Origin of the sequence: Paraburkholderia sp. JHI2823 (assembly GCF_038900695.1) — a bacterium.
GTDB lineage: Bacteria > Pseudomonadota > Gammaproteobacteria > Burkholderiales > Burkholderiaceae > Paraburkholderia > Paraburkholderia mimosarum.
On sequence record NZ_JAYMRY010000036.1, the window covers coordinates 38069 to 52320 of the forward strand.

A 14252-nucleotide genomic window follows, 5' to 3' on the forward strand; every position below is an offset into this window, starting at 1 on the left:
GCGCGAGCGCGCATCCGTCCGTCTTGCGGGTGCACCCCAACACTTTTGCGCCCCTCCCCGTGAACCAACCGGCATTTTCCAGCGCCGCGCCTGTCGGCATCTTCGACTCCGGTCTCGGCGGCCTTTCGGTGCTGCGCGCCGTGCGCGGACTGCTGCCCGCGGAGCGGCTCGTGTATGTCGCCGATTCGCGCTACGCGCCCTACGGCCAGCGCGACGACGACTTCATCGCCGACCGCACGCTCGCGATTTGCGAATGGCTCGTCGCGCAAGGCGCGAAGGCGCTGGTGGTGGCCTGCAACACGGCCACGGCGCAATCCATCGCGCTCGTGCGCGAACGGCTCTCCGTGCCGCTCGTCGGGGTGGAGCCGGGCATCAAGCCGGCGGCGCTCGTTTCGAAAACGCGCGTGGCCGGCGTACTCGCCACCCAGGTCACGTTGCGCAGCGCGCGCTTTCAGACGCTGGTCGAGCGCCATGCGGCCGACCTGCGCGTGCTGTGCCAGCCGGGGCATGGGCTCGTGGAGGCGGTGGAGCGCTGCGACATCGGTTCGCCCGATTTGCTCGCGTTGCTGCGTGCGTATGTCGAGCCCATGCTCGACGCCGGCGCCGATACGCTCGTGCTCGGCTGCACGCACTACCCTTTCCTCGATACCGCGATCCGCTCGATCGTCGGCGAACGCATGACGCTCGTCGACACCAGCATTGCGATCGCGCGGCAGCTCGAACGCGTGCTCGGCCAGCACGGGCTGTGCGCGAACGCCGGGCAAGCAGGCGCCAACGCGGACGACATCCGCTTCTGCTCGACGAGCGACGGCGCACATTTGCGCGAACTGGCGGCGGCGCTGCTCGGCCTCGACGCCAGCGTCGAGCGCGTTGTCATCCCGTCGCGGCGCACGCCCGAACGGGAAGCGAACGCGGCCTGAGGCGCCGGGGCGAATCCCCATTCCCCGTTTGCGGATGGCGAACTGGGAACTCATGTTAGCGCCCCGTTTTCGTGCGATCGCCGCCGCCTGAAATCGCCACCCTCTTAGCCGCATCTCCCCGCCAATCGCCCATTCGGGGAGAAGTACACCCTCTCCCGCGCTTCCCTGCGCAAAAGCAAGCCCCTGCACGGCTTTGTTACAAAATCCTGTCCAAGAGCGCTTGCCAAATCACGCAAACATAATGATAATAATTCGCATTAACTCTCTCTATTGCGATCCATCATGATTGTCTGCGTTTGCAAGTCCGTCTCCGACCGGACGATCCGCGCCTCCATCGCGGAAGGCATGGATTCCTTCGACGAGCTGCAGTTCGAACTCGGCGTCGCGACCTGCTGCGGCAAGTGCGAAGAAACCGTTCGCGACGTGATGGCGCAAAGCGGTGTCTGCGCAAGCCGCTGCGGGGTGCCACATGCCCCCGCCGTGGTTCCGGCACCGCATGCAGTCCCGCTCACGTTCTACGAGCGCAAGGCCGCATGAAGCCATGGCGCGCATTTCGCCAAACGATGCGCGCCCACCCTGTCCGCCCGCTTAGCCTGATGCACCCGCCGCATCGGGGCACAGCGGACATCAAACCGCCGCCGACAGCAAGCCCGTCTTCCGACCAGCCAGCTACCGCTCACGCCCTCAATGGAGGCCAGGATGGAGTTGCTGATCGGATTCGTTACGACGCTGTGCATCTCGCTGTTGATCTTTCGCAAATAAAGCTGCCCGACACGACACGCTGGCTCACCGGCGCGTCGCCGTCCGCACGGCAGCCACGCCAACATGCAGGCCATCCAAACCACCGCTGGCGCGCTGGCGCCTCCCTCGCTTCGCATCAATCGCCGTGTTGTCACAGCGACCGCTATCGTGGTCGGGTTGCATGCCGCGCTCGCCGGCATCGTGCTGATGAAGCCCGAACCCGTGACGCCTGTCGCACTCCAGTCGCAGACCATTACCGCCGAGCTGCTCAAGCCGGCTCGGGTGGCCGCGCCGGCCGCGATTCAATCCCCGCCCACGCCGCCGCGGCCCAAGCCTGTCCCACCGGTCACGCACGAGAAGCCCAAGGTGCAGCCCAAGCCGAAGCCAACCCCGCTGCCCATGGCGGAATCGCCCTCGCAGCACGCGATCGAATCGCCCGCGCCGGCCGCCCCCACACCACCGGCTCCCGCCGCGCCAGCACCTGCGGCGCAGTCCGCGGCGGCCACCGACGCCACGCCGACTCTGGCAATCGCGGCCCCGAAGAACGTCTCGCACCTCGACTGCCGCATCGTGCAGCCCGATTACCCGGCGCTCTCCCGCCGCCGCGGCGAGACGGGGACGGCCTTCGTGCACTTCGTCGTGGGCCTCGCGGGCAAGATCGAGAACATCGAGCTGAAAAAGAGCAGCGGCTATAGCCGCCTCGACGACGCCGCCGTGGGCGCCATGCGCCAAAGCTCGTGCAAGCCGTACCTGGAAAACGGCGAAGCGGTGCGCGCGGCCTACACACAACCATTCGACTTCAGCCTGCGCGATTGACCGGCTGAAGCCGCACGCCTTCACGAGTTGAATAAAGAGGATCGAGCATGCAGAACTACGGTATCGCCCACGTCTGGGCGCAAGGGGATTTCGTGACGCGCGGCATTGCGCTCGCGCTGTTGATCATGTCCGTGCTCTCGTGGTGCGTGATCGTCGTCAAGGGCTGGAACGTCGTGCGGCTCAAGCGCCTCACGAAAAACGCCGAGCAGCAGTTCTGGCACTCGGACGATCTGGCCGACGGCGTGAAGAAGCTGGGCAGCGGCACGCGCGAAGACAACCCCTTCCTCGCGCTCGCGCTCGCGGGCCAGGAAGCCGCTGATCACCATCATCAGACGCAGCCGCATCTGCACGACCGCATGGACGTCTCCGACTGGATCACGCGCTGCCTGAAGGACACGATGGACGACTCGGTCGCGAAGATGCAAAGCGGGCTCGCCATTCTCGCGTCGATCGGCAGCACCGCGCCGTTCGTGGGCCTGTTCGGCACGGTGTGGGGCATTTATCACGCACTGCTTACGATCGGCGCGACGGGCCAGACCTCGATCGACGCCGTGGCCGGCCCCGTGGGGGAAGCGCTCATCATGACCGCGTTCGGCCTCTTCGTCGCGATTCCCGCGGTGCTCGGCTACAACGCGCTCACTCGCGCCAACAAGGCGATCGTCACGAAGCTCAACCGCTTCGCGCACGGCCTGCATGCTTTCTTCGTGACGGGCGCGCGTCTCACGCCGACGGCCCGCGGCCGGGCGTTGGACGGCAACACGGGCAATCTGCGCGTCGCCGCGCGCAGCCACTAAAAAGCGGAGGCAAGCATCATGGCGATGAGCCCCTTTGCCACCGACGACGACGATGGCCTGATGAACGAAATCAACATGACGCCGCTCGTCGACGTCATGTTGGTTCTCCTGATCGTTTTCATGGTGACGATTCCCGTGATCCGCCACGCCGTGAAAATCGACCTGCCGCACGCGAGCAGCCAGAAGGAAGACACGAAGCCCGCGCAGATCAATGTGTCGATCGACGCGGATGGCACCGTGCTGTGGGACGGCACGAAGGTCGATGAAGCGGCGCTGAACCGGAAGATCGCGGCAGCGGCGCAAACCACGCCGCAACCGGAGCTGCATCTGAACGCGGATCGCAAGGTCCAATACGAGCGAGTGGCCCAGGTCATGTCCGCTGCGCAAAACGGCGGCTTGACGAAGCTCGGCTTCGTCACCGATCCCGCGCATCACTGATGCACATTTTCGAGCGCCAGGCGCTGGTTTCAGCGATACAAAGTAAAAGGCCTTCATCGTCAGATGAAGGCCTTTTTTTCTGCGCACGCGGCGCACTCGGGCGGTGGCGGCAACTCCCCGACAATCGATCGGTTCACGCCGGCACATGCGACTGCCGTGGGCAACACGGACTGCGCTTTCGGCCCTGAAGGCCCACTATGATAGCGGCCATCAATTCCCACTCAAGACCGGTGCTTGGTGAGAAGGACTTCAATATATTCCTCTCGCTTGACGCCTACAAGGGTTAAGCCATTGAATGTAGCGATGGCTGGTCGCGCTTGAATGCCTAAAAACAAATGGCGCTGCACGTCGTACGCAAATGCACTCCGTGAAGCCGTTGCTTCATACATGCGCACGCGCGCGCACGTTCGCAAAGTTCACGCAGTTTCGATCTTGCTCGCGCGCTTCGCGTTGGATAGTCCGCCACTCTGGGCGCTCGCTGCGCGCTGCTCTTCGCCACGCGCGACGAGCGCGTCGATCTCGCTTTTCAGCGGACATTCCTGGTGCAGGCTTTTATCTGCGTCGAGCACTTCGACGAGGTAATCGACGAAGGCGCGCACGGCAGGAACCATGCCCTGGCGCGAGAGAAACACCGCGTAGAGTTGCGGCACCGGCAGCGTCCAGCCCGGCATCACCGGCGAAAGCTTGCCCGAGCGCAGCGCGGCGCCATACATCATTTCAGGCATTGCCGCGATGCCGAGGCCGTACAAAGCGGCTTCGCGGATCGTGGTCAGGTCGGCGCTGATGAGGCGCGGCTCGTGCTCGTGCGAATGACGCGTGCCGTCCGGCGCGATCAGCTGGAATACGTGGCGCCCGTCGCTCGTGGGCGTGTCGAGCGTCTCGAAGCGTGAAAGGTCTTCGGGCGTGAGCGGCGGCGCATTCTGCGCGAGCAGGCTAGGCGCGCCCACCAGCATCTGCTCCGTGCGCCACAGCGGCCGCACCACGATATTGGCGTTCTGCGGCGGTTCCGAGCGCACGCGCAACGCGATATCCACGGAATCTTCGAACAGGTCGATCACGCGATTCGTCACGCGCATCACCACCCGAACCTCGGGGTAGCGAAGCATGAATTCCGGAATGATCTGCGAAAAGATGGTCTGCGAAAGCGTGACAGGCACGCTCACGCGCACCGTCCCCCGCGGCGACGAGCGCAGCGACTGAACGACGTTCACCGCGGCCTGCGCCTCGGCGAGCATCGCGCGGCAATGCTCGTAAAAGAGTTCGCCCGCCTCGGTCAACGCGAGCTTGCGCGTGGAACGCTGCAAGAGACGCACGCCGAGCGAGGCCTCGAGTTCGCTCACCCGGCGCGACAGCCGCGACTTCGAGATGCCGAGCACGCGCTCGGCAGCGGAGAAACCGCCATGCTCGATGACCTGCGAGAAATACATGAGGTCGTTCAGGTTGTGCGAATCGATTTTCATGTTGTCGTTCCAGCGATGGGACAATCCATTGCGATGGGGCCGTAAAACAGGCCAAATTGGCTATCTATAATAGCGGTTTGTTTCGCAAATAACGCAATTCCCACAATTCGAGGTGATATCCATGGCCACGACCCGTACGATCGAACGCGTTTATCCCGCGGTTCGCACCACCGAGGGAGGCGGATTCATCGTTCATCGGCCGTTTCCCACGCGAGCGCTGATGGACTTCGATCCGTTCCTGCTGCTCGACGAAATGGGCCCCGTCGACTATGCGCCCGGCGAGGCCAAGGGCGCGCCCGACCACCCGCATCGCGGCTTCGAAACCGTCACCTATATGGTCGAAGGCCGCTTCGGTCACAAGGACTCGGCGGGCCACGCGGGCACGCTGGGGCCCGGCGACGTGCAATGGATGACGGCCGGCGCGGGCGTGATTCACAGCGAGATGCCCGACCCCGAATTCACGCGCACCGGCGGCCGCATGCACGGCCTGCAGCTGTGGGTGAATCTGCCTGCACGCGACAAGATGATCGCGCCGCGCTACCAGGAACTGCCCACCGGGCAGATCCCCGTGGGCCGCTCGAAGGACGGCAAGGTCACGGTAAAGGTAATCGCCGGTGAGGCGCTGGGCGCGAAAGCCGCGATCGAGACGCGCACGCCCATCCTGTACCAGCACTTCACGCTCGCGCCCGGCGCGCGCGTCGAGCAGCCCGTGCCCGCCGGCTATCGCGTGTTCGCCTATGGCCTTTCGGGCACGGGCCTCTACGGTCCGCAAGCGCAGGCGATCGAAGCCCAGCAGATGGTAGCCTTCGCGAGCGACGGCGAGACCGTCACGCTCGCCGCCCCGGCCGATGCGAGCGTGCCGCTCGACGTGCTCCTGATCGGCGGCGTGCCGCTGAACGAGCCGGTCGTGCGCTACGGTCCATTCGTGATGAACACCGAGCAGGAGATCCGCGAGGCCGTGCTCGACTATCAGGCTGGGCGCATGGGACGCATCGCTCACTAAGCGCCGCGGGTTCCGGTGCCTCTCCACAGGCCCGCCCGCTTTCCGTCACAATAAGGCTTCCGGGGCGCGCACCCCTCGCGCGCCCGTCCCTCTTTAACCGTCCCGCCCGCGAGGAGCGCATGGCCGAACCCGCAGTCACCGCACACATTGGCTCGACGAACTACCAGGTCCAGTTCGACGACGGCACACACACCTGGATCGCCGACGAGCCCGCCTCGCTCGGTGGCGGCGACCGCGGACCGTCGCCCTTTTCGCTGCTGCTCTCGAGCCTCGGCGCCTGCACCTCCATCACGCTGAAGATGTACGCCCAGCGCAAGGAGTGGCCGCTCGAAGGCGTACGCGTGAAGCTCTCCATGGAAACCGGCAACGAAGGCACGAAGATCGATCGCCAGATCATGCTCGAAGGCGCGCTCACCGAGGCGCAGCGCGAACGCCTGCTGCAGATCGCCAACGCCTGCCCGGTGCACAAGGTGCTCACGAACACGATCGCGATCCACACGGGTCTCGTCGTCGCCTGAGCGTCGGCGCACGGACACAGAACACAGGAAGGCGCCGCCTTGAATTTCGAACATCTCATCCAGATCAACGACCCGCTGAACCCGCTCGTCGAGGCCATGACGCGTGAACAGCTCTGGGAAGGGCTCGTGCTGCGCGCGGAGCAGCCGCAGCTCTTCGTGATCGGTCTCGACAGCTGCACGATCCTCTCGCGCAGCGAGAGCACGATGGAGCGCGAGCTGCACTACGGCCACGCCACGGTGCGCGACCGCGTCACGTTCACGCCCAACGAGAGCGTGCGCTACGACATCATGGCGACCGCCGAATACGTGGGCGGCTCGCTCACGATGACGATCGAGCAGCCCGATCCGCTGCAGCTCTTTCTGCGCTTCGAGTACCGCACGACACTGCCGACGGCCGACACCGAAGACGATCGCCAGACTTCGGAGATCGTGAAATCGGCGTATCGCGAATCGGACATCGATACCGTGCGTCTCATCCGCCAGTTCGTGCAGGGCGACGGCAGCGCGCCGAACGCGCTGCACTGAATCCTGGCAGAGGGCGGCGGGCCTCCACGCGTGGGTCGGCCTGCCGCCCTTCCATGAGTGCCGGGGCGCCCCTGCTTTGGCTCAGACTATCGGCGATGAATTCCGATGAATCTCTCTTTGTTGTTAATGGGAACGATTATCATTTAGAATCATTCCATCGAATCTCGACAAAGACGTGACGTTCATGACCGAACCGAACCGTAGCTCCACGTTAAGCTTGCGCCGCACCAGCGGCCCGGCATCGACCAGCGTGCGACCCAAGTCCGCCATGGTCCAGCCGGAACCCCGCAAGCGCATCGAAACGGCGGGCGCCGCCGCAAGCAGCGAGCGAACGCTCGATAGCGCGGCGCTGCTGCAAGGCCGCAGCCACGTGAGCATCGTGCATAACGGAGAGACGTATCAGTTGCGGGCCACCCGGCTCGGCAAGCTGATCCTGACCAAGTAGGGTCAAGCCGTTTTCAACCGGGTATTGTGGGGACCGCCTCCACCGGGAGGCGTTGGGGCATTAGCCAGCTACGACGGCTTGCACGCGAGATCTAGACCCCTTCGTGCAGACATCCTTCAAGCTTCAGGCCAGCCGTCGAAGCAAGCCAAGCCACTTTTTTGTTCTCACCTCTGATCGCGGCGGCGCGCGAAGCGCGAGCCGCCCAGGGCCCTGCGCCCGAAACAAAAGCCGCGGCACACGTCCGCGGCTTTTGTTTCTTCGGCGCGAGGCAAGACGACGCGCTCAGCCCGCACCGAGCGCCGCGATGCCCGCGCGCGCGATGGCCGCATCCTGATCGGACTTCACGCCCGAGACGCCGACTGCGCCGATCACGTCGCCGTTTACGACGACGGGCACGCCGCCTTCGAGCATGCCCGTGAGCGGCGCACTGAGAAACGCGGTGCGTCCCTGCTTGATGACGTCTTCGTAGACCTTGCTCTCGCGGCGGCCCAGCGCGGCGGTGCGGGCCTTGGCCATGGCGATTTCGGCGGTGATGGGCGAGGCGCCATCGAGCCGGCGCAGAAACAGCAGATGCGCGCCATCGTCGACGATGGCGACCGTCACGTTCCACTGGTTTGCGCGTGCGTGCGCCACGGCCGCTTCGGCCATCTTTAGGACATCTTCGTCGGTCAATACTGCGCGGGTTCGCATGGTGGACTCTCCAATGTCAGACAAGCCGGTCGGGCAGCGCCGGGACAAGCCCGGCGCCGACGCCGCGTGACGATGCATTGGAGAGTAGCGCAGATCGCGCCCGATGAAAGCTCGCGCGAGCCTTGGGCACTCGCGGTCAGTGCACCCAGCCCCAGAACATCAGCCACCACGCGCTGTCCACCACGGCGAGCGCGAGCGCGAAGCCCGCCAGCGCGAGCGCGCGCTGCCACAAGCGGCTGCTATGGCGCCCCGTAACCCGCCACGCGAGCCAGGCGCTCCAAAGGTTCGTGATGACGAGAATCGCAATGCGCACCTCGGCGGCCCAGTCGAGCGGCACGTGCTCGGCGCGCAGGAGCGAGAGCGTCGTGGCGGAGAGGCCGAGGAACACGCCCGCGCCGGCCAGCGGAATCAGCGACTGCGCCAGGTGATGCAGACGCCGCATCTCGAAGCGGCCGAGCACGGCCGTCGAGCCCGCGAGAATCGCGAAGAGCGCCGTGCCATAGACGAGCCCCGTCGCGACGATATAGCCGACGATCATCGCGCCATCGAGCCACGAAAACACGTCGTTCTGCGCGGGGTAATGCGTGAGCAGGAACCATGGCGCATTGGTCTCGAGCGGCCATGTGATGTCGCGGTCGATGAGCCAGCCCGCGAGCCACTGCTTGACGCCGATGAACCACGGCGAGCCGGTCCAGTGGAACGCGCCGATCGCGACGCCAAGCAGGCCGTAGAGGATCAGCGCGGTGTCCCAGGCGCTCGCCTGGCTGGCGCCGAGTTCGACCACTTCCTGCGCGGGCGAGCGCCACGAGAGCGCGATGGCGTCGCGGTGGCCGCTGCAGCGTCCGCACATGTGGCACTGGGCGGCGCCCTTCATGCTGCGCAGCGGCACGAGCGGCGCGCAGTTGACGGGAATCACGCGATGCCCGCCGTGCTCGCCGTGCGTATAGGAGTTGCGCCAGGCCTCTTCGTCGACCTTGTAGCGAAACGGCGCAAGACGCGCCAGAAGCGCGAACACCCCGTTCACGGGGCAGAGATACTTGCACCAGACGCGCTTCTCGCGTCCGTAGAGGAACCCGATCACCATGGCGCCCAGCGTCGATCCGCCCAGCACCAGCAGCACCGCCTTGGGGTACTGGTAGACGCTCACCATCTGTCCGTAGATCGTCGTGAGGCCGAACGCCACGAAAGGCCAGCCGCCCCAGCGCATCCAGTGCGGAATCGCCTTGCCGCGGCCGAACTTGCTGGCGAACTCGGTGAGCGCGCCTTCGGGGCACAGCACGCCGCACCACACGCGGCCGAGCATCACCATCGAAAGCAGCACGAACGGCCACCAGATGCCCCAGAACACGAACTGCGCCGCGAGCGTGAGGTTGTTCCACAGGTGCGCCGCGTCGCCGGGCAACGGCATCGCCGCCGGCACGAGAATCAGGAACGCGTAGACGGCGACGACAGCCCACTGCACGGCGCGAATCACCGCGCCGTGACGTTGCATCCACTGGCCCGCCTGGGCGAGCTTGCCAGGGCGCCCGGTTGCCTGCGCCGGGCCAACGGATGCACAACTCATGCTGCCTTCCTCTTTGCGACCGCGCCTGCGCGGCCGGTGGCGCGCCGCACGAGGAACCACACCACGAGCCAGTACACGGCGTAGGCGATCAGGTTCATGAGCGCCGGGTGCGCGCGGTAGCCGGTGAGCGTTGCGACGAGCGAACCGAACGTGCTCGAATCGTCGAGGATCGCCGAGGTATTCCACACCTGGTCGACGAGGGTCGGCAGGAGTTCCTTGTCGATCAGCTTGTCGATCCCGGTCTGGAACAGGCCCGCGCCGAGAAACAGCAGCATGATTTCAGTAATGCGGAAGAAGTGCCGCCACGAGAACACCTTGCCGCCCAGTTGCAGGAGGTAGAACGTGAGCAACGCGAGGGCCAGGCCGATCAGCACGGCAACATACTGGCTCGCGTCCACGTGGCCCGACTGGCCGAAGCCAAGGCCGTAGAGAAAGATCACCGTCTCGCTGCCTTCACGCGCGATCGCCAGCGCGACGAGAATCGCCACGCCCCACCAGTTCGCGTCGCGCGCGCTCTTTTCCAGCGACTGTTCCATGTCGCGCTTGAGCGTGCGCCCGTGCTGCTTCATCCACAGCACCATCTGCACGATCAGCACGCACGCCACGAGCACCATGCCGGTCTGGAAATAATCCTGGGCGTCGCCCGACAGCACCTCGGTAAAGCCGACCAGCACCGCGCCGAGCGCGACGGCGGCGACAATGCCGATCGCCACGCCGCCCCACAGGTACGGCACGCCGCGCCTTGCATCCGCGTCGCCGTTTTTCAGCCACGCATACAGAATCCCGACGACGAGCAGCGCCTCGACGCTCTCCCGCCATACGATGAACATCACCTGCCCCATTCAACACCTCCCGCTACTGGCGATACGCACCTCGCGCACCTCGCGCACCTCGCAACGCTGATCCGGCAACGCTCATTTCGCGACAATCACGCCTTGCGCCTGCTGATGGAAATCGTCGAAGAACTTGTACTCGCCCGGATCGAGCGGCGCGATCACGACGAACGACTCCGCGCCCGGCGCCAGCACCTTCTCCTTGCGCAACTGAACGCTCTCGAACTCGGCCGCACCCTTGCCCGTGTTGCGTACCTCGATCTTGATGCGCTTGCCCGCCGGCACTTCGATGCGTGCGGGGTTGAACTTGCCGTCGTTCACTTCGAGCTTGAACGTCGGTACGTCTTCGGCCTGCGCCGCCGTGGCCACGCCGGCGAGCGACACCGCAAGAGACATGTTGAGCGCGAGCGCCGCAAACTTCCGGATTCCATTCATGGGTCTTACCTGCTCCTTCCTGCGTTCCCCGAAAGCGGCGGCGCCCTCAGGCGCGCACCGCCACCTTCCGCACTGCGCGGCTTAGTAGCCGCCCTTCTTGCCGATGCCGGCGAACGGGAAATCGTATTCCAGCGTGACCGGCTTGAACCAGGGGCCCACGCCCGTTTCCTTGTCGACGTGACGGCCGAACGCCATATGACCCATCTGCATCGGCGCTTCGACGATCAGCTTCAGGTGGTACTTCCCCGGACCCGCCAGCTTGACGTTGTCGCCGTAGTGCGGGCCGTCGTTCGCGACCATCGGCATCAGATCGCCCTTTTGCACGTAGCTCGAACCCGGCTTCGTCAGCTCGTAATGCACCTGCAGATACGGCATCCAGTCGCCTTCGGCGAAGCCGCTTGGATTGTTCTTGACTGCATGTATGTCCGACTCGAGGTGGATGTCCGAATCCGATGCCTTGCGCATCATGCCTTCCGGGTCCATCGTGATCGGCTGCAGATAGACGGCGCCGATTTCCATGCCCCCCTGAATTTGCTGCTTGCCGATCGGGTATTCAGCCGCGTGGGCCGCCAATGCCGCCGTGGCGGCCGCAATCACGGCGGTGCCGCGCAAGAGAGAGTGGATCCGCATCGAAACTCCGTTCTTATGTGAGGTGACTTCGCACTGAGTCTTCCGCATCTACGTAAAAACGTTAATGCGAACAATTCTCAATAATTGCGAAGTGTATCACCGATGCGGACCAGGGACAAAGCCGCCGAGACGAAAACCCTTAGCGAACAGGGTTTTAGCGGCGTTTGGTTAATATGGGCTTACGGCGCTTCGCTGGCAGATTTCAGCGCGTGACGCACACGAAAGGCAATCGAAGGCATTCCGTCGTCGAAGACGGGCGCCGCGCGCCCATCCGCCGATGCCCTCACAGGCTCAAATGGGATGGTCCCCCACGTTCGCGCCGAACACGCGCTGACGCAGCACGGCGAGCTGGTCGCGCGTTTGCGCGGCCTTCTCGAATTCGAGGTTCTTCGCGTAGTCCATCATCTGCTTCTCGAGCTTCTTGATCTCCTTCGCGATCTGCTTCTCCGACATATCCTCGAACTTCGCGCGCTCCTGCTCCTCGCGCAGCTCGGCGCGCGCTTCGTCCACGTTGTAGACGCCATCGATGATGTCCTTGATGCGCTTGACCACGCCGCGCGGCACGATGCCGTGCTCCGCGTTGAAGTGCATCTGCTTGGCGCGCCGGCGCTCGGTTTCGTCGATCGCCTTGCGCATCGAGTCGGTGATGCGGTCGCCGTAAAGAATCGCCTTGCCGTTCACGTTGCGCGCCGCTCGGCCGATCGTCTGGATGAGCGAGCGCTCGGCGCGCAGAAAGCCTTCCTTGTCGGCGTCGAGGATCGCCACGAGCGAGACTTCGGGAATGTCGAGACCCTCGCGCAGCAGGTTGATGCCCACCAGCACGTCGAACGTGCCCAGCCGCAGGTCGCGGATGATCTCCACGCGCTCGACCGTGTCGATGTCGCTATGCAGATAACGCACCTTCACGCCGTGGTCGGCGAGGAACTCGGTGAGCTGCTCGGCCATGCGCTTGGTGAGCGTGGTGACCAGCACGCGCTCGCCCGCGGCCACGCGCTCGTTGATCTCGCCGAGCACGTCGTCCACCTGCGTCGACGCGGGCCGCACCTCGATCTCCGGGTCGACGAGGCCCGTCGGCCGCACGACCTGTTCGGCAATCTGGCCCGTCACCCTCTTCTCGTAGTCGGCGGGCGTTGCCGAGACGAACACGACCTGGCGCATCTTGCGCTCGAACTCGTTGAACTTGAGCGGCCGGTTGTCCAGCGCCGAAGGCAGCCGGAAGCCATAGTCGACGAGGTTTTCCTTGCGCGCGCGGTCGCCGTTGTACATGCCGTTCAACTGGCCGATCAGCACGTGCGATTCGTCGAGGAACATCATCGCGTCGGTCGGCAGGTAATCGACGAGCGTGGGTGGTGGCTCGCCGGGCAGCGCGCCCGAAAAGTGCCGCGAGTAGTTCTCGATGCCCTTGCAGAAGCCCAGTTCCTGGAGCATTTCCAGATCGAAACGCGTGCGCTGCTCGAGGCGCTGCGCCTCCACGAGCTTGCCTTCCGTGTGGAAAAATTCGAGGCGTTCGCGCAGTTCGGCTTTGATGGTTTCGACGGCGCGCAGCACGGTCTCGCGCGGCGTCACGTAGTGCGACGACGGATACACCGTGAAGCGCGGAATTTTCTGGCGCACGCGGCCCGTGAGCGGATCGAAGAGCTGCAGCGTTTCCACCTCGTCGTCGAACAGTTCCACGCGCACGGCCATTTCGGCGTGCTCGGCCGGGAAGATGTCGATGGTGTCGCCGCGCACGCGGAAAGTGCCGCGCTGGAAGTCCTGCTCGTTGCGCGTGTACTGCATCGCGATCAGGCGCGCGATGACGTCGCGCTGGCCGAGTTTGTCGCCGTGACGCAGCGTGAGAATCATCTGGTGGTACTCGGACGGATTGCCGATACCGTAAATCGCCGAAACCGTCGCGACGATCACCACGTCGCGCCGCTCCATCAGGCTCTTGGTGGCCGACAGCCGCATCTGCTCGATATGCTCGTTGATCGACGAATCTTTTTCGATGAAAAGATCGCGCTGCGGCACATAGGCTTCCGGCTGGTAATAGTCATAGTACGAAACGAAGTACTCGACGGCATTGCGCGGAAAAAACTCGCGGAACTCGGCGTAAAGCTGCGCGGCGAGCGTCTTGTTCGGCGCGAACACGATAGCCGGGCGACCGAGGCGCGCAATCGTGTTCGCCATCGTGTAGGTCTTGCCCGAGCCCGTCACGCCGAGCAGCGTCTGGAACGAGAGACCGTCTTCCACGCCTTCCACGAGCGTTTCGATGGCCGTCGGCTGGTCGCCGGCCGGCGGGTACGGCTGGTAGAGCTGGAACGGCGAGCCGTCGTAGTGCACGAATTTCGACTCGTCGAGCGCGGGCGCGTCGGCGACGGTGTGGTCGGACATGGGTGACATCCTGTGCGCGGAGCAAACAACTATTCTAGCGTCTCGCCTGATCCTGCCGATGGGCGAG

16 protein-coding genes are annotated in these 14252 nt (G+C 64.9%); 9 read left to right on the top strand and 7 right to left on the bottom strand.

Going from position 1 to position 14252, the window contains the following annotated elements; translation table 11 throughout:
- The first annotated feature begins 59 nt into the window (after nucleotides 1-59).
- The 5 genes from murI (at nucleotide 60) to VSR34_RS29140 (ending at nucleotide 3709) form a co-directional block, all read left to right on the top strand.
- Nucleotides 60-920, top strand: a complete 861-nt coding sequence (gene murI, locus VSR34_RS29120) for a glutamate racemase (RefSeq protein WP_342964201.1) — start codon at nucleotides 60-62, stop codon at nucleotides 918-920.
- Nucleotides 921-1202: 282 nt separating this feature from the next.
- Nucleotides 1203-1457, top strand: coding sequence for a (2Fe-2S)-binding protein (locus tag VSR34_RS29125; protein ID WP_028213586.1), 255 nt, complete (start codon nucleotides 1203-1205; stop codon nucleotides 1455-1457).
- Between the two features lie 288 nt (nucleotides 1458-1745).
- The gene (locus tag VSR34_RS29130; protein ID WP_342964202.1) at nucleotides 1746-2477 is read left to right on the top strand and encodes an energy transducer TonB; all 732 of its coding nucleotides are present in this window, start codon (nucleotides 1746-1748) and stop codon (nucleotides 2475-2477) included.
- Between the two features lie 47 nt (nucleotides 2478-2524).
- Complete coding sequence (locus VSR34_RS29135; protein WP_342964203.1) at nucleotides 2525-3271, top strand: MotA/TolQ/ExbB proton channel family protein; 747 nt, start codon at nucleotides 2525-2527, stop codon at nucleotides 3269-3271.
- An 18-nt stretch (nucleotides 3272-3289) separates the two neighbouring features.
- Nucleotides 3290-3709, top strand: a complete 420-nt coding sequence (locus VSR34_RS29140) for a biopolymer transporter ExbD (RefSeq protein WP_342964204.1) — start codon at nucleotides 3290-3292, stop codon at nucleotides 3707-3709.
- A 416-nt stretch (nucleotides 3710-4125) separates the two neighbouring features.
- Here the strand turns inward: VSR34_RS29140 and VSR34_RS29145 are convergent, their stop codons facing one another.
- Nucleotides 4126-5169 carry a LysR family transcriptional regulator gene (locus VSR34_RS29145; protein ID WP_042290550.1) on the bottom strand — a complete coding sequence of 348 codons (1044 nt, stop codon included), beginning with the start codon at nucleotides 5167-5169 and terminating at the stop codon, nucleotides 4126-4128.
- 121 nt (nucleotides 5170-5290) lie between these two features.
- Between VSR34_RS29145 and VSR34_RS29150 the strand changes: the two genes are divergently transcribed.
- The 4 genes from VSR34_RS29150 (at nucleotide 5291) to VSR34_RS29165 (ending at nucleotide 7660) form a co-directional block, all read left to right on the top strand.
- Nucleotides 5291-6172 carry a pirin family protein gene (locus VSR34_RS29150; protein WP_028213581.1) on the top strand — a complete coding sequence of 294 codons (882 nt, stop codon included), beginning with the start codon at nucleotides 5291-5293 and terminating at the stop codon, nucleotides 6170-6172.
- A 119-nt stretch (nucleotides 6173-6291) separates the two neighbouring features.
- Entirely contained in the window at nucleotides 6292-6690 is a 399-nt protein-coding gene (locus tag VSR34_RS29155) for an OsmC family protein (RefSeq protein ID WP_028213580.1), read from the top strand.
- A gap of 39 nt (nucleotides 6691-6729) precedes the next feature.
- Nucleotides 6730-7215: an SRPBCC family protein gene (locus VSR34_RS29160; RefSeq protein WP_028213579.1), complete on the top strand. Its 486-nt coding sequence runs from the start codon at nucleotides 6730-6732 to the stop codon at nucleotides 7213-7215.
- A gap of 184 nt (nucleotides 7216-7399) precedes the next feature.
- Nucleotides 7400-7660: a hemin uptake protein HemP gene (locus tag VSR34_RS29165; protein ID WP_028213578.1), complete on the top strand. Its 261-nt coding sequence runs from the start codon at nucleotides 7400-7402 to the stop codon at nucleotides 7658-7660.
- A 282-nt stretch (nucleotides 7661-7942) separates the two neighbouring features.
- Here VSR34_RS29165 and VSR34_RS29170 read toward each other — a convergent pair whose 3' ends face one another.
- The 6 genes from VSR34_RS29170 to uvrB form a co-directional block, all read right to left on the bottom strand.
- On the bottom strand, nucleotides 7943-8350 hold the full coding sequence (locus tag VSR34_RS29170) for a heme-binding protein (RefSeq protein WP_028213577.1): 408 nt from the start codon (nucleotides 8348-8350) through the stop codon (nucleotides 7943-7945).
- Between the two features lie 136 nt (nucleotides 8351-8486).
- A complete protein-coding gene (locus tag VSR34_RS29175; protein WP_342964205.1) occupies nucleotides 8487-9914 on the bottom strand; it encodes a 4Fe-4S binding protein in 1428 nt (475 codons plus the stop codon).
- The gene (locus VSR34_RS29180; RefSeq protein ID WP_342964206.1) at nucleotides 9911-10756 is read right to left on the bottom strand and encodes an FTR1 family protein; all 846 of its coding nucleotides are present in this window, start codon (nucleotides 10754-10756) and stop codon (nucleotides 9911-9913) included. The genes VSR34_RS29175 and VSR34_RS29180 overlap by 4 nt, the downstream gene beginning before the upstream one ends.
- Before the next feature lie 72 nt (nucleotides 10757-10828).
- Nucleotides 10829-11143 (bottom strand): cupredoxin domain-containing protein, encoded by a 315-nt coding sequence (locus tag VSR34_RS29185; protein ID WP_154671329.1) that lies wholly within the window; start codon nucleotides 11141-11143, stop codon nucleotides 10829-10831.
- A 120-nt stretch (nucleotides 11144-11263) separates the two neighbouring features.
- Nucleotides 11264-11812 carry an iron transporter gene (locus VSR34_RS29190; RefSeq protein WP_028213573.1) on the bottom strand — a complete coding sequence of 183 codons (549 nt, stop codon included), beginning with the start codon at nucleotides 11810-11812 and terminating at the stop codon, nucleotides 11264-11266.
- 291 nt (nucleotides 11813-12103) lie between these two features.
- On the bottom strand, nucleotides 12104-14185 hold the full coding sequence (gene uvrB, locus VSR34_RS29195; RefSeq protein WP_028213572.1) for an excinuclease ABC subunit UvrB: 2082 nt from the start codon (nucleotides 14183-14185) through the stop codon (nucleotides 12104-12106).
- Between the last annotated feature and the right edge of the window lie 67 nt (nucleotides 14186-14252).